Annotated in this window: 17 protein-coding genes, 1 pseudogene and 1 riboswitch; of the genes and pseudogenes, 13 read left to right on the top strand and 5 right to left on the bottom strand. The window is 69.1% G+C overall.

Annotated elements, in window-relative coordinates; all coding sequences use genetic code 11:
* The coding region (locus tag ACFU8Q_RS25795; RefSeq protein WP_384457872.1) for a DUF305 domain-containing protein at positions 1 to 478 on the top strand (478 nt) is incomplete at its 5' end.
* 72 nt (positions 479 to 550) lie between these two features.
* On the opposite strand, the gene ACFU8Q_RS25800 is transcribed toward ACFU8Q_RS25795, so the two are convergent.
* Complete coding sequence (locus tag ACFU8Q_RS25800; RefSeq protein WP_384457901.1) at positions 551 to 2,224, bottom strand: ATP-binding cassette domain-containing protein; 1,674 nt, start codon at positions 2,222 to 2,224, stop codon at positions 551 to 553.
* Positions 2,225 to 2,922: 698 nt separating this feature from the next.
* Positions 2,923 to 3,113: riboswitch (cyclic di-AMP (ydaO/yuaA leader) on the top strand.
* Positions 3,114 to 3,117: 4 nt separating this feature from the next.
* Between ACFU8Q_RS25800 and ACFU8Q_RS25805 the strand changes: the two genes are divergently transcribed.
* On the top strand, positions 3,118 to 3,876 hold the full coding sequence (locus tag ACFU8Q_RS25805; RefSeq protein ID WP_384457874.1) for a transglycosylase SLT domain-containing protein: 759 nt from the start codon (positions 3,118 to 3,120) through the stop codon (positions 3,874 to 3,876).
* 128 nt (positions 3,877 to 4,004) lie between these two features.
* On the opposite strand, the gene ACFU8Q_RS25810 is transcribed toward ACFU8Q_RS25805, so the two are convergent.
* On the bottom strand, positions 4,005 to 4,298 hold the full coding sequence (locus tag ACFU8Q_RS25810) for a hypothetical protein (protein ID WP_384457876.1): 294 nt from the start codon (positions 4,296 to 4,298) through the stop codon (positions 4,005 to 4,007).
* Between the two features lie 392 nt (positions 4,299 to 4,690).
* Here ACFU8Q_RS25810 and ACFU8Q_RS25815 point away from each other — a divergent pair, with 392 nt between their 5' ends.
* Positions 4,691 to 6,088 (top strand): APC family permease, encoded by a 1,398-nt coding sequence (locus ACFU8Q_RS25815; RefSeq protein WP_384457878.1) that lies wholly within the window; start codon positions 4,691 to 4,693, stop codon positions 6,086 to 6,088.
* A gap of 169 nt (positions 6,089 to 6,257) precedes the next feature.
* Here ACFU8Q_RS25815 and ACFU8Q_RS25820 read toward each other — a convergent pair whose 3' ends face one another.
* Positions 6,258 to 7,148 (bottom strand): alkaline phosphatase family protein, encoded by an 891-nt coding sequence (locus ACFU8Q_RS25820; RefSeq protein ID WP_384457880.1) that lies wholly within the window; start codon positions 7,146 to 7,148, stop codon positions 6,258 to 6,260.
* A gap of 275 nt (positions 7,149 to 7,423) precedes the next feature.
* Here ACFU8Q_RS25820 and ACFU8Q_RS25825 point away from each other — a divergent pair, with 275 nt between their 5' ends.
* From ACFU8Q_RS25825 to ACFU8Q_RS25835, 3 genes are all read left to right on the top strand, one after another.
* Positions 7,424 to 8,503 (top strand): NAD(+)/NADH kinase, encoded by a 1,080-nt coding sequence (locus ACFU8Q_RS25825; RefSeq protein WP_384457882.1) that lies wholly within the window; start codon positions 7,424 to 7,426, stop codon positions 8,501 to 8,503.
* Between the two features lie 73 nt (positions 8,504 to 8,576).
* A complete protein-coding gene (locus ACFU8Q_RS25830; RefSeq protein WP_384457884.1) occupies positions 8,577 to 9,230 on the top strand; it encodes an HD domain-containing protein in 654 nt (217 codons plus the stop codon).
* Between the two features lie 322 nt (positions 9,231 to 9,552).
* Complete coding sequence (locus ACFU8Q_RS25835; protein ID WP_384457886.1) at positions 9,553 to 10,425, top strand: EamA family transporter; 873 nt, start codon at positions 9,553 to 9,555, stop codon at positions 10,423 to 10,425.
* Between the two features lie 365 nt (positions 10,426 to 10,790).
* On the opposite strand, the gene ACFU8Q_RS25840 is transcribed toward ACFU8Q_RS25835, so the two are convergent.
* A complete protein-coding gene (locus tag ACFU8Q_RS25840; RefSeq protein WP_384457888.1) occupies positions 10,791 to 11,375 on the bottom strand; it encodes a helix-turn-helix domain-containing protein in 585 nt (194 codons plus the stop codon).
* A 118-nt stretch (positions 11,376 to 11,493) separates the two neighbouring features.
* On the opposite strand from ACFU8Q_RS25840, the gene ACFU8Q_RS25845 reads away from it, so the two are divergent.
* The 6 genes and pseudogenes from ACFU8Q_RS25845 to ACFU8Q_RS25870 all read left to right on the top strand — a co-directional run.
* A complete protein-coding gene (locus ACFU8Q_RS25845) occupies positions 11,494 to 12,330 on the top strand; it encodes an EamA family transporter (protein ID WP_384457890.1) in 837 nt (278 codons plus the stop codon).
* Positions 12,331 to 12,381: 51 nt separating this feature from the next.
* Entirely contained in the window at positions 12,382 to 13,029 is a 648-nt protein-coding gene (locus ACFU8Q_RS25850) for an FMN-binding negative transcriptional regulator (RefSeq protein ID WP_384457892.1), read from the top strand.
* 39 nt (positions 13,030 to 13,068) lie between these two features.
* Entirely contained in the window at positions 13,069 to 13,776 is a 708-nt protein-coding gene (locus ACFU8Q_RS25855) for a B3/4 domain-containing protein (RefSeq protein WP_384457894.1), read from the top strand.
* Positions 13,777 to 14,165: 389 nt separating this feature from the next.
* Positions 14,166 to 15,077, top strand: a complete 912-nt coding sequence (bla, locus tag ACFU8Q_RS25860; protein ID WP_384457903.1) for a class A beta-lactamase — start codon at positions 14,166 to 14,168, stop codon at positions 15,075 to 15,077.
* Between the two features lie 171 nt (positions 15,078 to 15,248).
* On the top strand, positions 15,249 to 16,109 hold the full coding sequence (locus ACFU8Q_RS25865; RefSeq protein WP_384457896.1) for a Gfo/Idh/MocA family protein: 861 nt from the start codon (positions 15,249 to 15,251) through the stop codon (positions 16,107 to 16,109).
* Positions 16,110 to 16,134: 25 nt separating this feature from the next.
* A pseudogene (locus ACFU8Q_RS25870) lies at positions 16,135 to 16,338 on the top strand (cytochrome P450); the annotation flags it as partial.
* A 50-nt stretch (positions 16,339 to 16,388) separates the two neighbouring features.
* On the opposite strand, the gene ACFU8Q_RS25875 reads toward ACFU8Q_RS25870, so the two are convergent.
* The gene (locus ACFU8Q_RS25875) at positions 16,389 to 17,678 is read right to left on the bottom strand and encodes a cytochrome P450 (protein ID WP_384457898.1); all 1,290 of its coding nucleotides are present in this window, start codon (positions 17,676 to 17,678) and stop codon (positions 16,389 to 16,391) included.
* Positions 17,679 to 17,887: 209 nt separating this feature from the next.
* Here ACFU8Q_RS25875 and ACFU8Q_RS25880 point away from each other — a divergent pair, with 209 nt between their 5' ends.
* Positions 17,888 to 18,241: a GNAT family N-acetyltransferase gene (locus tag ACFU8Q_RS25880; protein WP_384457899.1), complete on the top strand. Its 354-nt coding sequence runs from the start codon at positions 17,888 to 17,890 to the stop codon at positions 18,239 to 18,241.
* Positions 18,242 to 18,612: the final 371 nt, after the last annotated feature.

The raw sequence follows: 18,612 nt of genomic DNA on the forward strand, positions 1-18,612 counted from the left end.
TGTGAAGTTCGCGCAGCAGATGATCCCGCACCACCAGCAGGCCGTCGAAATGGCGAAGCTGGCCGACGGCCGCGCCTCCGACCCCGAGATCAAGGAACTGGCCGCCGCGATCGAGAAGGCCCAGGATCCCGAGATCAACACCATGAAGGGCTGGCTGAAGGCCTGGGGCAAGCCGCTGCCCGAGTCCTCGTCCTCGATGGGCGACATGCCCGGCATGGACCATGGCTCGGACACCGGTTCGAGGATGCCCGGGATGATGTCCGACAAGGACATGAGCGACCTCGAAGGCGCCCAGGGCAAGGCGTTCGACAAGAAGTTCGCCCGGCTCATGGTCGGCCACCATGAGGGTGCGGTCACCATGGCCGAGGACGAGCAGAAGAACGGCAGCAACGCCGACGCGAAGAAGCTCGCCGGCGCCGTCATCACCGCCCAGACCGCCGAGATCACGAAAATGAACAAGATCATCGCCAGGCTCTGACCCGTGGCACGGGTGCGGGCCTCCGCCCTGCTGAGGGCCCGCACCCCTGCCGTGCTCATGCCGGTCCGGCGCTTACGCCTCCGGTCGCTCCGCTTCCGTCGTCGTGAGCAGCTCGCGCACCTCCTCCGCCGTGGTGTCCTGGAGCTCCTCCCCGAGGAGCAGCCAGCGGGTGATGCCGACCGATTCCAGGAACGGCAGGTCGTGACCGGCGATCAGCAGCGCACCCTCGTACGACTGGAGTGCGCTGGTCAGCTGACGCACACCGGCGATGTCGAGGTTGTTGGTCGGCTCGTCCAGCAGCAGCAACTGCGGGGCCGGAGCGGCGAGCATCGTCGCGGCGAGCGCGGCACGCAAGCGCTCTCCGCCCGAGAGGGTGCCCGCCGGCTGTTCCGCGCGCTTCCCCTGGAACAGGAAGCGTGCGAGCTGGGAGCGGATGTGGTTGTCGGTGACCCCGGGAGCCATGCGGGCCACGTTCGCCGCGATGCTCAGCTCATCGTCCAGCACATCGAGCCGCTGGGGAAGGAACCGCAGCGGTACGAACGTCCTGGCCTCGCCGGACAGCGGAGCGAGCTCGCCGGTGAGGGTGCGCAGCAGCGTGGTCTTGCCGGCCCCGTTGCGCCCGACGAGTGCGATGCGTTCGGGCCCGTGCACATGGAGGTTGCCCTGGCGCAGCCTGCCGAACCGGGGCCGCAGTTCGTGCAGGCTCAGCACGGTGCGGCCGGTGGGAACGGCGGTGTGGGGAAGGCTCACGCGGATCTCGGCGTCGTTGCGTACCGCGTCCGCGGCCTCCTCGCGGCGTTCGCGAGCCTCGCTGAGCCGCTCCTCGTGAACGCCGCGAAGCCTGCCCCCGGACTCCTGTGCGGACCGCTTCCGGCGGCCGGCGAGGATCTTCGGGAGGCCCCCGTCGGCCTCCGCCTTCCTGCCTTGGCGCTGGCGGCGGGCCAGCTTCACATGGGTCTCCTCCAGTTCGCGCTTCTGCCGGCGCACGTCGGCCTCCGCGGCCCTCAACATCCTTCCGGCAGCCTCCTGTTCGGTGGCCAGCGCCTCCTGGTAGGCCGACCAGCCGCCGCCGTACCAGCTCACGGATCCGGCGCGCAGTTCGGCGATGCGGTCCACGCGTTCGAGCAGTTCGAGGTCGTGGCTGACCACGACCAGTACGCCGGAGCGCCAGTTGTCGACGGCGTCGTAGAGCCTGCGGCGCGCGAACACATCGAGGTTGTTGGTCGGTTCGTCCAGCAGGAGGACGTCGGGGCGTTTAAGCAGCAGGGCGGCCAGGCGCAGCAGGACGGTCTCCCCGCCGGACATCCGGCCCACGGTGCGGTCCAGTTCCAGGTATCCGAGCCCGAGCGACCCGAGCGTGGCGAGGGCCTGTTCCTCCACGTCCCAGTCGTCACCGATGGTCTCGAAGTGCTTCTCGTCCACATCCCCGGCCTCGATGGCGCGCAGCGCGTCGCGCCGCTCGGCGATACCCAGGGCCTCGTCCACCCGCAGTGTCGTGTCGAGGGTGATGTTCTGAGGAAGGTGGGCGAGGCTGCCGCCGACGGTCACGGAGCCCTGGGAGGGGCGCAGCCGGCCGGCCAGCAGGCGCAGCAGTGTGGACTTGCCCGCGCCGTTGTTGCCGACGAGGCCGGTGCGGCCCCGGCCGATGCTGAGCGAGAGCCCGTCGAAGACGGTCGTGCCGTCCGGCCACTGGAAGGACAGGGCGGAGCAGGTGAGGGAGGCACTGGGGGTGGTGGGTGTCGCCATGGTGATCCTCGCAGTCGTGAGCGCGGTGAAGGGGGCTTCGTATGCGAGCACCACGCAGCGACCGAAACGGGAACAGGTACGGCGGTCCGAAAGATCGAGGGACGGCTCATGCACCGAGGTCGCATCCACGCGGGGTCACGGGCAGGACAGAACACTGCTTCTGCGTGACGGGCGTACGACCGGGGCCGTACGGCGCGATGATCGCGAACCTCAGATGCGCAACGTCCACCTCTATCGGAGACAACAAGACAGCTCAAAACCTTAGCGATCCGGCGGGCGGAAGGCAACGCCTTGATGCCGTGCGGGGGGTGGCACGAGCGGAGGGCCGACCGGTCCTGCCGGGTGTGTTCGGCCCGACGGCGGTGCACCGGAGCGAGAACAGCCGAAGAGCCAGTCAAATGTCCAATATGCGCGATTTCGTTAGACATGGGCTCTTGGGTAACAAAGGGGCATTTAAGGGGAGTTGCGATCCTTCGGCGCCGCCCGAAATGCCCCTTTCTGAAGTCATGTGGTGTGAGTCACGTTCAGGCCCCGCAGTTTCGTGGCGCGTCCCCCGGTTCCCTTCTGTGCAAGGAAATTTGGCATTGCGATGTGAGGTGTCTTACTTCCCCTTCCGCGATTCGATCTTGCAAATGAATTGTGATCAAAAAATAGGGACTTGTTCCCTTCGGTATTTCTCGCCTACGGTCACCGTCAATCCGGACGGAACGCCGAATCCTGCCGCCGTCCGAGAATCCGACCCACCCACTCGCGTACGGCAGGAGCGGGGGATCCAGGTAAGTCGCCGAACCGGTATCCGGTACGGCTCGGGGTGAAGTCGCAATTGCATGCGGCCAGGCATCTCCAGCCTGAACCCGACAGCTCACCTCGTAGGCGACGGAGAGGAATTCGCCATGCCCGCAACGGGTAAGTACCTTCGTCGCAAGTCCACTTCGCGGACCCGCGGTTTCATCGCCGCGACCACGGGCGGAGCCGCCCTCGTGCTGCCGCTGGTCTGCGCCGGCTTCGCCTCGGCCGCGCCGGCCCAGGCTGCCACCGCAGAAAGGGCCACGGCATCGGCCGCCGCCACCGCCAAGGTGATATCCGTCCAGAAGGCCGCGCCCACCATCTATTCCGTGATCGCGGGTGACACCCTTTCCAAGATCGCGAGGGGGCATTCCGTAAGCGGTGGCTGGCAGAAGCTGTACGCGGACAATCGAGAAACCATCGGTGCCGACCCTGCGCGGATTACCCCGGGCATGAAGCTGACCATCGGCGCCAAGGCCGGGTCCGGCGCTTCCACGGGCGTATCGGCCGTGAACGACGTCGCGGTGTCGACCTCCGCCAAGTACACCAATGATCTGGACGGCTGGATCAAGGAGTCGCTGGCCGTCATGGCCCAACACGGCATCCCCGGCAGCTACAACGGCATCCACCGCAACATCATGCGTGAGTCCTCCGGCAACCCCCGGGCCATCAACAACTGGGACTCGAACGCAGCCAAGGGAACTCCGTCCAAGGGGCTCCTGCAGATCATCGACCCGACGTTCCGTGCCTACCACGTGCCCGGCACGTCGATGGACAGCTACGACCCGGTCGCCAACATCACCGCATCGTGCAACTACGCGGCCGACAAGTACGGCTCGATCGACAACGTGTTCGGCGCCTACTGACGCACAACGGCTCCTGGCGGCGGTTCAGGGCCGACGGGTTCACGGGTTCACGGAGGGCCGAGCAGGCCTCCTCGTGAAGGACCGCACCCGCCGGTCAGGGACCGCCGTTCAGCCGTTTCCAGGGGTGCCTACTCCTGTCTCCGGGGCGGTGGCCTGGGAACCGTGGCCGCCGCTCCTTCGCGGACGGACTTCACCACCGCGTCGTGAAGGCGACGGCTGTCGTCCTCGGAGCAGCACGGCACGGGGCTGCCCGACATGGTGAACCAGTCGATCGCGCCCGTGTACTGCACTGTCACCTGGGCCGTGTCATCGGCCCAGGTCGTGTGAACCGTCAGGTCCCCGGACAGGACGCCGATCTCGTCCGTCAGCACGCCACCATGCCCGGAGAACACACCACGAGTCGTCCATGACGCCCAAGCCATGACTCCAGGCTGGCACCAAGTCCGTGGTTGCGCACCCGCAGCCGGGGCGCGGGCACCCGCAGCCCCGTCGACGCGCACCCTCCGGCGTCCGCCCTCCGCGGTGCTCCGGGACGCTCCCGCCCTTCCGGATGCTGGAACGGGCAAAACTTTCCATCGGATCCCGCTGCGGTTCCCGCACTCACCGATCCCCAGCAGAATGACGCACTTTCAACGACAAACCGTTGGATCTGTTTGCGGAAACGACGAATTCCGTAGGTGAACAGCTCTTGACCTGCGGAACTCGTCAGGATTGCATGTCGCGCTGGGAGCGACGAAACCACTCACCACGTCCTCGTCTGGAGGCGATACCGCTCCCGCGCTCAGTCACCGCACCTGTTGATCGGAATCGCACGATGACCGAAACGCTCAGCGCTCCCCAGGCGCTGGCCCCCGCGACCGGCCCCACCCCACAGAAGCTCAAGCGTTCCATCGGCGTCGTGGGCGGAACACTGCTCACGCTCTCCTGCGTGACGCCCGCTTCGACACTCTTCGTGGTCGTACCGGACCTGTTCTCCAGCCTCGGTACGTACACCGCCCTGACCATCGGCATCGGGTCGCTGCTCTGTATCGCGGTCGCCTTCTGCTACTCGGAACTGGGCACGCTCATCCCGAGTGCGGGCGGTGAGTACGCCATGGTGTCGACCATGGCGGGACGGCTGGCCGGGTGGCTCGTCTTCGTGCTCTCCCTGCTGGTCGTGATGATCGTGCCCCCAGTCATCGCGATGGGCACGGCCGACTACCTCGCTCCCGTGGTGCACATACCGGCCCCCGTCGCGGGCGCCGGAGTCATGGTGCTCGCCACCCTCGCAGGGCTCCTGGACCTGCGCGCCAACGCCTGGATCACCGGAATCTTCCTCGTCCTGGAAGTGATCGCGGCCGGCGTCGTCGCCGTTCTCGGCTTCGCGCACTCCGAGCGCGGAGCCTCCGCGCTGGTGCACGGTTCGGTCGCCTCGTCGGGCGGGACGAACTCCACCGTCACCGCGATGATGGTGGTCTCCGGGCTGGCGATCGCGCTCTTCATCACCCAGGGTTTCTCCACGGCCGTCTACCTCTCGGAGGAGCTGGAGAATCCCCGACGCAACGTGGCCCGTACCGTCCTCGCCACCCTCGCCATCTCCACGGCGGTCATCCTCGTCCCGGTCATCGCCATCACGCTCGGCGCCCCGGACCTCGCGGCCCTGACCTCGGGCGACCTCAACACCATGGTCGCCGCCTGGTCCAACTCGGCCGTCGGCACGTTCGTCAGCCTCTGCGTCGCCCTCGCCATCATCAACGCAGGCATCGTGATGGTCATCCAGAACTCACGAGTCCTGTTCGCCTCCGCCCGCGACAAGGCATGGCCCGAACCGGTCAACAACGCCCTGTCCCGGCTCGGCCGGTTCGGCTCCCCGTGGATCGCGACCCTGATCGTCGGCGTCCCCGGAGCGGCACTCTGCTTCGTCAACCTCGACACCCTGTACGGCGTCACCGGCGTCTCCGTCACCGGCATGTACCTGCTGGTCGCGGTTGCCGCCCTGCTCTGCCGCCGCGGGGCGCACCGCGAGGCGCCGGCCTGGCGCATGCCACTGTGGCCGGCGATCCCCGTGCTGCTCATCGCCGTGCTCGCGTACATCCTGACCCAGCAGGAGACCGAGTACCTGCTGTGGACCGGCGGAATCACCGCGGTCGCCACGCTCTACTGGGCGCTGTATCTGCGGCCCCGCCAGGAGACCCGCTGGCTGGTCAGCATTCCGGAGGACGTGCAGCACTGACCGGTCGACCGGGGCCCGCGACCGACGTCCCGCACCCCGGTCCGTCCCGCTCCACCGTCACGCCGCTCCACCGTCACCTCGCTCTGCCGTCACCCCCTCTGCCGTCACCTCATGTCGGCAGCGGGGGTGGCGGCGTCGGTGCTGCGGGAATCCGCGGGACACCCGGGTGTCACTTCCAGATGCCGGTGATGTCGGACGCCGAGGCCGCATTGCCCGCGTGCGTCCTCAGACCGGCCAGGTCCTCCAGCGTGCGGAGCACGTCGTAGTGGTTGCAGGTGGCACCGCTGGAGCTGCCCGGGGTGACGTGCTCGCCGTAGAGGACGGTGGGGATGCGGTTGCCCGCACCCTTGCTTCCCTCGTCGAACGTGACGACCAGGAGGCTGTTGTGGGTCCTGGCCCAGTGGGCATAGGCACCCAGCTTGTTCTTGATCCAGGTGTCACCGGTGGAGACCGGGCATGTGTGCATGTCGTCGCACAGGTTCGGCACGACGAACGAGACCTTCGGCAGCTCGGTGAAGTCGGCCGGGAACTGCGCCATGGTCTTCGCGGTGCTGCTCGGCACATTGGAGAAGCCGAACCAGGGGTTGTGCCGCTGCGTGTAGTCGCCGCTGCTGCAGACCGTCGAACCCTGGCTGGGCAGCGACTCGTTGTAGCTGGCCCAGGTCTTCCCGGCGGCGATCAGCTCGGCGGCGAGATTGGGTGCGGCCAGGGAACCGACGCCCGTACAGCTGTCCTTGGTGCGACCCTGGTCGGAGCCCGAGAACAGCATGTAGTAATTCGGCTCGCTGGGGTGCGTGAGCGCGAAGGACCGGGTGAGGTCGGCGCCGCCCGCCTTGAGCGTGTTGTTGATGTACGGGGCGTCCTGGCTGCCGATCACCTGGTTGTAGTTGTGGTTCTCCATCACCACGACCACCACGTGATCGGGAGCCGGGAGACCGGCTGCCTGCGCGGGGGAGCCGGTGGTGGCCCAGAGGCCGATCGAGGCGGCGGCGAGAGCCACGGCCCCGGCCGGCCCGGTGAGAGAACGCCGCTTGTGCCGGGACGCCTCGACCTCGGCCATGACGGTCCTCCGGACAGAAAGGACGAGCACACGGTGCCGCGATCCCGGCAGCCATCGGGTGGCCCGGCCGCGTCCCGTGCATGAAGAGCGGACGAGCCCTTCCCCATCATTCTGCCGCGCCCACTGCGCACCATGCCGCGCTCCCGTAGCGCCCGATCGCCTGACCGCGGGCGGTCCGGCGGCCCGGCGGCCGAGCGGGCGCACCGGTGCGCCTTCAAGGTGGAGTCAGGGCATCGTCACTGCCACCACATCGGAACCCGGGGAGTCGGAGCGAGATGAGTGTCGAGCGGGTGGGAATCGTCGTACACCAGGGCCATCCCGAGGCCGTGGTCGCGGCGCGCGTCGTACGCGACTGGTGCGCGGGCGAGGCCATTCCGTGCACGGACATCGACGTGTGGCGCGACGACGCACGCCGGCGCGGCGGACGGGAGGAGGCCCATGTCGCGGGCAACCCCGACCTCATCGTGACACTCGGCGGCGACGGGACCTTTCTGCGCGGCGCCAGGATCGCGGCCAAGACCCAAGGCGCCGTCCTCGGGGTCGACCTGGGCCGGGTCGGCTTCCTGACCGAGGTGCCGGTCGAGGACGTCGTCCGGGCACTCGATGCCGTCCACCGCGGGCGGGCCGACGTCGAGGAACGCATGACGCTGACGATGAGGACCTCCCGGGTACTGGAGGTCCCCAAGGACATCGATGCCCTGATGGCCTACGGACGACGCCCGATGCTGCCGCCTCCCCAGGTCGACCGGGAGGCCGGGGCCGGGGCGGAGGGCTGGGGAGTGGCGCTGGACGTCATGGCCCTCAACGACGTCGTCGTCGAGAAGCTCGCACGCGACCGGCAGGTGAGTCTCGGCGTGTACATCGGCGGCCGGCTCCTCGCCTCGTACTCGGCCGATGCCGTCATCATGGCCACCCCCACCGGGTCGACCGCCTACAGCTTCGCCGCGGGCGGTCCGGTGGTCTCACCACGCATGGATGCCGTCCTCTTCACACCGGTCGCGCCGCACATGACCTTCGATCGCACCGTGGTCGTCGCGCCGGACGAACCGGTCGCGGTGCGGGTCCTGCCCCATTCGGGGCAGGGTGCGGTCACGATCGACGGGCAGCTGCGCGGCGTACTCGACGCCGGGGACTGGCTCGGGGTGTACGCGGCCCCGCGCCGTCTGCGCGTGATCAGGCTCGGCCCGCACGATTTCTACGGGCGGCTGCGCACACGTCTGCGCCTCACGGACGCCCCGGCCACGGCCGCTGACGGGGAGAGCGCACCCCTCATCCGCCACGACGGCCCCATCCCGCACGACCTGGCCCATCTGCACCTCTCCCCGGAGTACCGGGACGCGGCAACCGGTCGCTGACCGCGCGAGGGAGGTGCGCAGCCTGAAGAATCGGGCAGGAGAGCCGAGGCTGCCGTACGACAAAGGAGTCCACATGCCCAGCAGTGCCGATCTCCCCGCCACGACCGGTGTGACGGTGCCCGACACCGCGCTGGCCACCGCGGCCACCGAGTTGGTGCGTGACGCAGCCGACGACCTGATCTACCACCACTCCCGCCGGGTCTACTTCTTCGGCAGTCTGCAGGGGCGCAACAAAGGGCTGAGCTTCGACCCGGAGCTCCTCTACATCGGCGCCATGTTCCACGACCTCGGCCTCAACGAGGAATTCCGTGCCAGTGGGCGCCGGTTCGAGGTGGACAGCGCCGACGAGGCACGGCGATTCCTGCAGAGCCACGGTGTGCCCGAGGACAGTGTCCGCCGCGTCTGGACGGCGATCGCACTGCACACGACGCCGGGAATTCCAGCCTTCATGGAGCCCGAGGTCGCGCTGGTGACCGCGGGGGTGGAGTACGACGTGCTCGGCATCGGGTACGCCGACATCAGCGACGCGGACCGGGCGTCGGTCGTCGCCCTCCATCCCCGCCCCGATTTCAAGCAGCGCATCCTCCGGGCCTTCACCGAAGGGATCGAAGCCAAGCCGGACACGACCTTCGGCAATGTGAAGGCCGATGTCCTGGAGCGCTACGTACCCGGATTCGAGCGGGACAACTTCGTGGACACCATCCTGGATTCCCCCTGGCCGCAATAGCGCGCCCCCACACGGCGCGGAAGCGTGTGTGCCTGCCTACGGGCTGTCCCGTAATCCCTGGCGGGCGCACGGCGACAGCTACGGCACCTCGCCGCGTTGTCGGAACGCCCGAATACAGCCAGTATGCGAGCGCCCCTCCGCCTTGCGATGCACCGCATCTGACGCCGCGCGCTGATCCACCAGGGACTACGGGACAGCCCTTACGGACGCACCATCAGGGGGAGTTGCGCTGCTCCGGGGGCGCTGTTCACGGGTGAGAGGGCAGCTCGTACGGTTCTGAGGCGTGCGCCCGTCCCACCGCCGCCTACGGAAAGGTCATGTTGTGCCGGTTGTCCTCGTGCTGCTGCTCGCCGGGACCTGGCTGCTCTCCGGCGCCCTGGTCACCGGGACCGATCCGCTGATCGTCGCCGTGGGCCGCACTGCGGTGTGCTGCGCCGTACTCACCGCAATCGCCGCCTCCAGCGCGGGTGGCAGGACCGATCTGCGCCGGGCCGCCGCCCGGCCGGGCACCGTATGGCTGCTGGGCCTGCTCGGTTTCGCCGGATACGCGGCCGGCACCCTGCTCGCCATCCCGCGCATCGGCACCTCGCTCACCAATCTCGTCGTCGCACTGATGCCGTGCGCCTCGGTCGCCGTGGGTGCGTTGTTCTTCGGCGAGAGGTCCGGGCCGCGCAAGGCGGTGGGGGCGGCGCTGGCCTGTGCGGCGGCGGCCGGATACGCGGCGCTCGGCGCGGACGCGGGCGACGTGGACGGGGTGGGGCTGCTGCTGGTGGCGGCAGCGACCGTGGCCTTCGCGGTGTACGGGTTCCTGTACCGGGAACGGCTGTCGGGGGTGCCGCCCCTCGCCGTCCTGCCCGTGCTGCTCGCCGCTGCCACCTGTCTGCTGCTCCCGATGGCCCTGCCCGCGCTGATCGCCCACCCTCCGACACTTGTCGCGACCGGCGGCATCGTGGTGCTGGGCGCGGCTGTGTACGCGCCTGCCTACCTCGTACAACACCGGCTCATCCTGTTCCGCGGGCCGGTGTTCACCGCCGCTGTGCAGCTGGCCGTTCCGTTCACGGTGCGCCTCGGCGACTGGGCACTGGACACCGCGCCCGCCCCCTCGGTCACCGAGCTCCTGCTCCTCGGGGTGTGCTGCGCGGGCATCGCCCTCGTCACCGTCCAGCCGCACGGTCGGCTCGCCACGGTCAGGTGAGCACGGGAGCGAGGTACGCACAACGACGTGCCGGCCCACACCCGCCCGCCCACCGGGCCGGTGCGCGGGCGGGGTGCGGTCCCGGCTCGGAGCGTCACGTCCGAGTGGGGAGCGCGCACTCCATTTCACCTAGATCCGGTCCCGGAAGATCCGCCCGGTCGTCCGGGGCCCCGGCCCAGTTTCCTCGCCCGTTCGGCCAGGGTGTCCAGCACCTGCCGCTCCCTGGCGGGGTCGTCGACCCGACTGTCGGTTTTCTTGGCGACTGCAGCAAGCGCAACAGGTATGGCGGTATCGCCGCTTCCGTGATCTGTGAGGCCGGGGCGGTTCGCATGGATCACCAGGCCGATCCGCACCGCGCGAGTCGGTCAGGTTGTGGAGGCCGGGCCCGGTGGCAGGTGAACCGTCATGATCAGGTGGCAGGTTTCGGCGCCGGAGCCGCGGTAGGTGTGCGGGGCATCGCCGTCGAAGGTGGCGGTCTGTCCGGCTTCGACGGGGTGCTCGGTGCCGTCGACGATTACGGTCATCCGGCCTGAGGTGACGCTGATCGTTTCCACGACTCCGGCCTGGTGGGGGTGGCTGGGGTACTCCTCGCCGGGCTCCAGTTGCCAGCGCCAGACCTCGACCGGGGCCGGGCCCGAGGTCGTCAGCATGAGCCGGGCTTCGCTGCCCCGCGCCCCCGTCCACAGGGGGGTCACGGCGTCGGCGGTCACGACGCGGACGCGGCCTTCGGCCGGTCCTTCCATCAGCGCGGACACCGAGATGCCGAGAGTGTCGGCCAGTCGGACCAGGGTGGCGAAGTTGGGGTTGCCCTGGGCTTTCTCCAGTCCCACCAATGCGCCCTTGCTGACCTGGGCACGTCGGCCGAGCTCGTCCAGGGACAGACCGGCGCGCTTGCGGGCCGCCCTGACGTTGTGCGCGAGCGTCCGCAGGGCTGCGGCCGTCTCGGCCATCCGATCACCATCCTCATGAGTGGACCACTGGAATGCACTGCCCGGTCGTTTGGTTGACAAGGCTCGGTCGGTCTGTTGTACGGTTTGGTCGTTCTGTTGAAATACTAAGGGATGTACCGTGATCGCTCTGCTGCTGGCCCTGGGCAGCTCACTCGCTTACGGGTGCGCCGACTTCCTCGGCGGCCTCGGCGCCCGTAGGGCGCATGTGCTGCGTACCGTGATGATCGCGGCCCCGGCCAGTCTCGTGGTCGAGTTGCTTCTGTGGCCGTTTCTCGGCGCCTCCTTCAGCGCCGGTGCTCTCGGCTGGGGCGCCGCGTCCGGGGTCGCCTCGGCCGCTGCGTTCGCCCTGCTCTACCGCACCCTGGCGATCGGCCCGATGAACGTGCTCTCGCCCGTGACCGCACTGGTGTCCGCCGCGCTGCCCGTCGGTGTGGGTCTGCTGCAGGGCGAGCACCTGGCCGCCGCCGGACTGGTGGGTCTGCCGCTCGCCCTGGTCGCGGTGGTGCTGGTCAGCGCCGGACACGGCGCCGGGACGGTACGCCCTTCACGTACCACACTGCTGCTGGCCCTGGGTGCGGGCGCGGCTATCGCCCTTCAGCTGATCTTTCTGCACCAGGCACCGTCCGACAGCGGCGTGGCCCCGCTGATCGTGGGCCGGGTGGTCTCCTCGGCCGTCACCTTGGCCGCAGCCGGGCTGATGCACCGCAAGCTCGGATCCGAGCGACCCGCCTACGCGATGTCGGCAGCCGCAGGTGTGCTGGACTCCGTGGCGAACCTGCTGTTCCTCCTCGCCGCCCGCAGCGGGGACCTCGCCGTCGTCGCCGTGATCACCGCCCTCTACCCGGCCGGGACGGTCCTGCTCGCCCGCGGTGTGCTCGCCGAACGCATCCACCGCGGCCAACTCGTCGGCCTGGGCACCGCCGCTGTCGCCGTCAGCCTCCTCGCCCTGACCTGAGCGAGTCCGCAGCCCCCCGCAGCCCACGCCTCCGCGCACAAGGAGAACCGCATGTTCATCCAGCCCTGGGACGCCGGCCTGGACGAAGCCGAATGGCAGACCTGGATCGCCGAAGGACACGACTTCGGAATCCTGAGCGTCAACGGCCTGCACGGCCACCCGCCCCTCGCCGTACCCACCCACTTCACCAGCGACGGACCCCACCTCCTGGTCCACCTCGCCCGGCCCAACCCGGTCTGGAAGGCGATCGAGCACGACCCGAATGTCCTCCTCACCGTCACCGGCGACTACGCCTTCATCCCAGGCCCCTGGCGCGCCAAGGCCGGCACCCCACTCCACGACGGCGTCCCCACCAGCTACTACACGGCTGTCCAGTTCACCTGCCGCGCCGGCATCGTCGACGAACCCGAGGCCAAGGCCGAGCTGCTGCGCCGTCAACTCGCCCACTTCCAACCCGACGGCGACCACGCCCCCGTCGTCGTCGACCAGCCACCCTACGGCCGGATGCTGCCCGGCATCCGCGGCCTGAGCCTGGAAGTCACCGAAGTACGGGCCAAGTTCAAATACGACGACCACAAACCCGTCGAGCAGCGCACCGCCGTCGCCGACCACCTCACCGCGCGCGGCCAGGGCCTCGACGCCCCCACCGCACGCCAGCAGCGCCGCCGCCTGGACCGCGTCGGTCCCTGGAAACCCTGACCCCACCCCGCACGCGTACAGGAAACGGAACCCCAGCACATGACCGACTTCCGCCTCGCCCCCGCCATCGCAGCCGCCTTCCCCGACACCCTCATTGCTCTGGTCACCGCCACCGGCATGCGCGGCCACGAACCCTGGCCCCAGACCGCCGCCGCTCTGGAAGACCTGGAGCAGCAGCTCGCCGACGGAACCTGGCAGCCCGCCGACGAGACCGACCCCCGTATCGAGGCGTGGCACACCGCCTACCGCTCCTTCGGCACCAACCCCCGCCGCATCCGCCCCAGCGTCGACGCGCTCGGCCGCCGCTTCGCGAAGAAGGGGACCCTGCCGCGCATCAACCCGGCCGTCGATGCCTACAACGGCGTCTCCGTGCAGCACGGCCTGCCTGCCGGCGCCTTCGACCTGGACCACGTCACCGGCGACGTCGACATCCGCCACGCGGACGGCACCGAGTCCTTCACTCCGCTCGGTGAACCCGATGCCGTCGAGACCCCCAAGCCCGGCGAGATCATCTATGCGGACACCACCGGTGTTCTGACCCGCCACTGGAACCACCGCGACGCCCACCGCACCCGCGTCACCGAGGACTCCACACGCGTGGCCTTCGTCCTCGAGACCCTCCACGCCACCCGTGACGGCCACCTCCTCAAGGCCGCAGCGGAGGAGTTGCAGGGGCTGCTTGCCCCGCATGCCGAACAGACGGCCGTGTATCACCTCAGCCCGGCACAGTCCCAGGTCACCGTCTGAGGACCGACAACGGCCCCCTGGCGTCGCGCCAGGAGAGCCTTCGCGGATCCCGTGGACTCCTCCGGGCAGCCGTGACACGCAGTGCATGGGCGAGGCCGGGTTCTCTTCCGACCCAGCAGGGCTTGAAGGACCGTCGCAGGACGACAACGACGACCAGGGATGCCATGGCACACCCCAGCAGCCGAAGCCCGGAGAACGCACCGACGACGGAGCCCGGGAGAACGCCCGGGCGTACGCCGAGGTGATGAACCGGCGGGCGCACCGTCCTTCGCCTGCAACCGGTGGGATGCCGGAAGCGTCGTGTGCAAGAAGTGTGACCGCGTGAGAAGACAGGCTGTACAGCTGTACAAGCGTGAGAAGACAGGCTGTACGAGTAAGGAAGGCGGGAGATCTTGAAGTCGAGCAGGGGCGCGTCACGCCGGGCAATGCTCGTCGGCGGTCTGGGGGCGGCGCTGGCCGCAGTCCCCATGACATCGGCCGCGTACGCCGCCGGCCCGGGGAGTGGGGCGGCGCGGAAGTTGCACGACCTGGAACGGGCGCATGCCGCGCGGCTGGGGGTGTTCGGTTGGAACACAGTGACGGGCAGGGCCGTCGTCCACCGGGGGGATGAACGCTTCCCCATGTGTTCGGTGTTCAAAACGCCGGCCGTCGGGGCCGTCCTGCGGGACCTCGACCATGACGGGACATTCCTTTCGAAGGTCATTCACTACACGGTGCAGGACGTCAAGAGGTCGGGTGGCGCGCCCGTGACCGGTCTGCCCGAGAACCTCGCGCACGGGATGACGATCGAGGAACTGTGCGGCGCGACCATCTCGCACAGCGACAACACCGCGGCGAACCTCCTGCTGGAGGAGCTCGGTGGACCGACGTCCGTCACTCGCTTCTGCCGGTCCATCGGGGACGAGGTGACCCGGCTCGACCGCTGGGAGCCGGAGCTGAACTCGGCGGAACCGGGGCGACTGACCGACACCACAAGTCCCCGGGCCATTGGCCGGACCTACGCGAGGCTCGCACTCGGGAACGCTCTGGAGGCGGGGGACCGGAAGCGGCTGACCGGGTGGCTGCTGGCGAGTACGACCGGCGGCAACCGCCTGCGCGCCGGCCTTCCCGAGGACTGGACCGTCGGCGACAAGACCGGCACCGGAAGCTACGGGACGACGAACGACGTGGGCATCGCCTGGCCGTCCCACCGGGGGCCGCTCGTGATGGCTGTGCTGTCCACTCGGCACGAGCAGGACGCCGAGGCGGACGACCACCTGATCGCTGAGACAGCCACCATCCTTGCGGCTGCCCTCACCTGACGCCGGCGCCCCCCAGCCACCATCCTGCGGCGGCTTTCACCCGACGCCGGCCACCCACACCCACCACCGACACACGTGCTGAGCCGTGGCGACCACAACAGGGCTCGCCTGCCCCCGTGACCTGGGGGAGTGCCGTCGCAGAGTGTGTCACCGCGCAGGTAGCCTCTCCCGATGCGTATCGGGATCATCGGCACCGAGAACACCCATGTCGACCACATCGTCGGCCACCTCAACATCCACGACGCGGGCGGCGACGCCCGCGTCGTGGCTCTCAGCGGCGGGCACACGCGGCGCAACGACATGCTGGCAACCACCGCAGGGGTGGAGCGAATTGTCGACGAGCCCACCGCCCTGCTCGGGCTGGTGGACGCCGTCATCGTCGCGGACCGGCACGGCGCGCACCACCGCGACCTGGCCGTCCCCTTCCTGACCGAGGGGCTTCCGGTGTTCGTGGACAAGCCGCTGGCCTGCACCGTCGAGGACGCCCGGGCCATGATCGACACGGCGCTCGCCCATGACGCGCCGCTCACGTCGTCCTCGGCACTCCGCTGGATCCCCGACGCCGACGCACTGGTGGCCCGGACTGTGCGGGCGGGCCGGCCGCACGCGGTCGTCATGTCCGGGCCCGCCGATCCCGACAGCGAGTACGGCGGGATCTTCTTCTACGGCATCCACCCGGTGGACCTCGCTCTCCGGCTCGCCCCCGGCGAGATCTCCGACGTACGAACCGACACCACCGACACCACGGTTACCGCGTCATTCATCGCGGGCGGCACCCGTGTCGTCGTGAACTTCGTCAGGCCGACCGAAACGGACCAGATTCCGTTCCACGGAATGACGTTCACTCAGGACACCATGGTCCGGCAGAAGCTCACCCTCGGCGCGCAGTACTGCGTACCGGGCCTCGAAGCGTTCCTGGAGATGGTCCGGACCGGCAGGCCACCGATCGGCTACGGGGACTTGCTGCGCCCCATCGAGGTTCTGGAGTCCGTCGCCGCCGCCCTGCGATCACCGGCGGTCGGCCTCCGTTGAGGTCACGGGGACCGGCGCCCGTCATCCAGTGGCAGCCCCCACCCTGTCGTTCGGCGCCGGCCCGCACTACTGCCTGGGTGCCTGGCTGGCCCGGCTCGAACTCCAGCTGTCCCTGCACCGGCTCGCCGGCCGCTTCCCCGGGCTCCGCCTGGCACGCCCGGCAGACGAAGTCGAATGGCGCCGCGGCACCACGTCCCGCAGCCCGCAGCGGATTGTCGTCACCTGGTAGGACGGGGACCGGCGGACCGGTCCACGGGGACGTGAGGTCCGTACGCCCGCTCAGTGCAGGTGCACCGGCAGCGATTCGACGCCGTACACGATCGACAGCTTGCGGAAGGTCAGTTCCTCGGGCGGGACGGCGAGGCGCATCCGGGGAAACCGCTGGGCCAGGGCGGGATAGGCGGAGCGCAGTTCCATGCGTGCCAGTTCGGCGCCGATGCAGCGGTGGATGCCGTAACCGAAGGCGAGATGACCCGAGGGATTGCGGTGCGGATCGAAGCGTCCGCCGTCGCTCACGTACGACGTGTCGCGGTTGGCGCTGCTCAGTGAGCAGAGCACCATGTCGCCGCGGGGTATGACCACGCCCGCTATCTCTATGTCGTCACGGGCGAAGCGGGGAAAGGCGAGCTGCACAGCGGAGAGGTAGCGCAGCACTTCTTCGACGAACGGTACGGCGGCGGCGTCGTCCGTCCGTATCCGCTCGAAGACATCGGCGTTCTGCAGCAGTACGAGGGAGCCGAGGGCGATCGTGCTGGCGGTCGTCTCGAATCCGCCGGTCAGTACTCCGTCGGCGAGGCCCGCGAGTTCCTCGTCGTCGACGCTGTCGCCGTGCTCCTTCACGATCATGCCGAGCAGCCCGTCGCCCGGTGCCTCGCGCTGCATCCTGACCACGTTCCTGAAGTACGCCAGGGACTCCGACATGGCGCCGAAGGGCGCGGTCGTGCCACCGAAGAGGTCGAAGCGGTCCATGGCCAGCTGCTGGAAGTCGTGGCGGTCCTCGTAGGGCACGCCGAGCAGCTCACAGATCGTGAGGGAGGGTATCGGCAGCGCGAACTCCTTCACCAGATCGACCGGGCCCCGACGGGCTTCCATCGCGTTCAGGCGTTCCTCGACGATGGCATCGATCCGGGGTGTGAGACGACGCAGCCGCCGCATCGTGAACTCCGGGGTCAGGATACGGCGCAGTCGCGTGTGCACGGGAGGGTCGCTGAACCCGAGCCCGCCGGGGCTCTGTTCCGCCGCCACTCCGGCGTTGGTGGCGAGATGCGCGAAGTCGGTACTGAAACCGTCGGCCGACCCGAGCACCGCCTTCGACTCCTCGTAGCCGCTGACCACCCACACATCCATGCCGAACGGCAGCGACACCTTGGACACCGGCGCGGTCGCCCGGAGCCCGGCCAGCTTGTCCACCGGGTCCAGGCCATCCCTGCGCAGCAGCATCAGCAGGTCCTCGGGCAGCAGCCGGATCGTGGAGGAGCCGATTCCGTACTTCTGGATCCTGGACAGGTACGTGCGCCCAAGCCGGGCGGTGATACGAGAACGGAACTTCGTCCTCAACGTGTTCTCCATGGGTTGTCGCGCGGTCCGCACACACACGGTGCGGAGATGAGAGTCGGTGCAGCAGGCTCGGAAGTGGACATGGGCGGGCGCCTACGCGGCCTGCGCCGGGAGACGTGGTATCTCGGGGCAGAAACCGCAAGAGCGCTGGTAGCACACGGTAGCGTGAGCGGGCGCGACCGGGGCGGGCCGACGGGAGGCGCAGAACTATGCTCACAGACGTGATCGACACCGAGCGACTGTCGCTACGGCCACTGCAGGTCTCGGACGTCGATGCCTTCGTCGACCTCCCTGCAGACCCGAAGGTCAACCGGTTCGTCGGAGCCTGCACCCGTCAGCCGACGTGGCACCGACTCGTCGTGATCGAGCGTCAGTGGGCCGAGCGGGGCCACGGTCTCTGCGCGGTCGAACTCACTCGACGGCGGCCGCCCGAGCCTCATCCCGTGCTTCGCTCGATGAGAACCATGGCTGCCGAGCGCCGCCCTCGCTTGTTGGACGTGGCGTCTAGCAAGCTGTTGGGCGGAACGTACAGCAAGAGTGCGGCGCGGGCCTACCCCTCGTGGAGAATCCACTAGAACTCTCTTGGTGGCGAGGTCGTGCGCCGGCCGTCCCCGAAGTCGAGAGCGTGCACCTGCTGCGGGTGGGCGGAGGGGCGGTCACCCGCTCGGCGTCCCGTCCGGGCGCGGATGTCGGCGGGGCTCCGGGGCGCAGGCTCACGGCCCCGCGGGATTTCCCGGAGCCCCGTCTCCGCTCGGCCGGTCACTGCTGGAGTGGCACTGGTCGTCCATCGCCGTAGCATGGTCCACGAGGACGGCTCCTCTCAGAGAGACAAAGTAAAAACAGGCATCCACCATAGAGAACACGGGGCTGCCACCTTGTCAAGCGGTTGCAGGGGGACGGGCACCCGTTCACAACCCAACGGACAAACCGCCTGCCGTCGCCGACA

It is taken from the genome of Streptomyces sp. NPDC057543, from assembly GCF_042801895.1.
GTDB lineage: Bacteria > Actinomycetota > Actinomycetes > Streptomycetales > Streptomycetaceae > Streptomyces.

Excerpts from the sequence above, each read along its gene's own strand:
- ACFU8Q_RS25855 (WP_384457894.1), top strand. The coding sequence starts at position 13,069 with ATGACCGACTTCCGCCTCGCCCCCGCCATCGCAGCCGCCTTCCCCGAC.
- ACFU8Q_RS25805 (WP_384457874.1), top strand. The coding sequence starts at position 3,118 with ATGCCCGCAACGGGTAAGTACCTTCGTCGCAAGTCCACTTCGCGGACC.
- ACFU8Q_RS25830 (WP_384457884.1), top strand. The coding sequence starts at position 8,577 with ATGCCCAGCAGTGCCGATCTCCCCGCCACGACCGGTGTGACGGTGCCC.
- ACFU8Q_RS25825 (WP_384457882.1), top strand. The coding sequence starts at position 7,424 with ATGAGTGTCGAGCGGGTGGGAATCGTCGTACACCAGGGCCATCCCGAG.
- ACFU8Q_RS25865 (WP_384457896.1), top strand. The coding sequence starts at position 15,249 with ATGCGTATCGGGATCATCGGCACCGAGAACACCCATGTCGACCACATC.
- ACFU8Q_RS25850 (WP_384457892.1), top strand. The coding sequence starts at position 12,382 with ATGTTCATCCAGCCCTGGGACGCCGGCCTGGACGAAGCCGAATGGCAG.
- ACFU8Q_RS25810 (WP_384457876.1), bottom strand. The coding sequence starts at position 4,298 with ATGGCTTGGGCGTCATGGACGACTCGTGGTGTGTTCTCCGGGCATGGT.
- ACFU8Q_RS25875 (WP_384457898.1), bottom strand. The coding sequence starts at position 17,678 with ATGGAGAACACGTTGAGGACGAAGTTCCGTTCTCGTATCACCGCCCGG.
- ACFU8Q_RS25800 (WP_384457901.1), bottom strand. The coding sequence starts at position 2,224 with ATGGCGACACCCACCACCCCCAGTGCCTCCCTCACCTGCTCCGCCCTG.
- ACFU8Q_RS25840 (WP_384457888.1), bottom strand. The coding sequence starts at position 11,375 with ATGGCCGAGACGGCCGCAGCCCTGCGGACGCTCGCGCACAACGTCAGG.
- ACFU8Q_RS25820 (WP_384457880.1), bottom strand. The coding sequence starts at position 7,148 with ATGGCCGAGGTCGAGGCGTCCCGGCACAAGCGGCGTTCTCTCACCGGG.
- ACFU8Q_RS25815 (WP_384457878.1), top strand. The coding sequence starts at position 4,691 with ATGACCGAAACGCTCAGCGCTCCCCAGGCGCTGGCCCCCGCGACCGGC.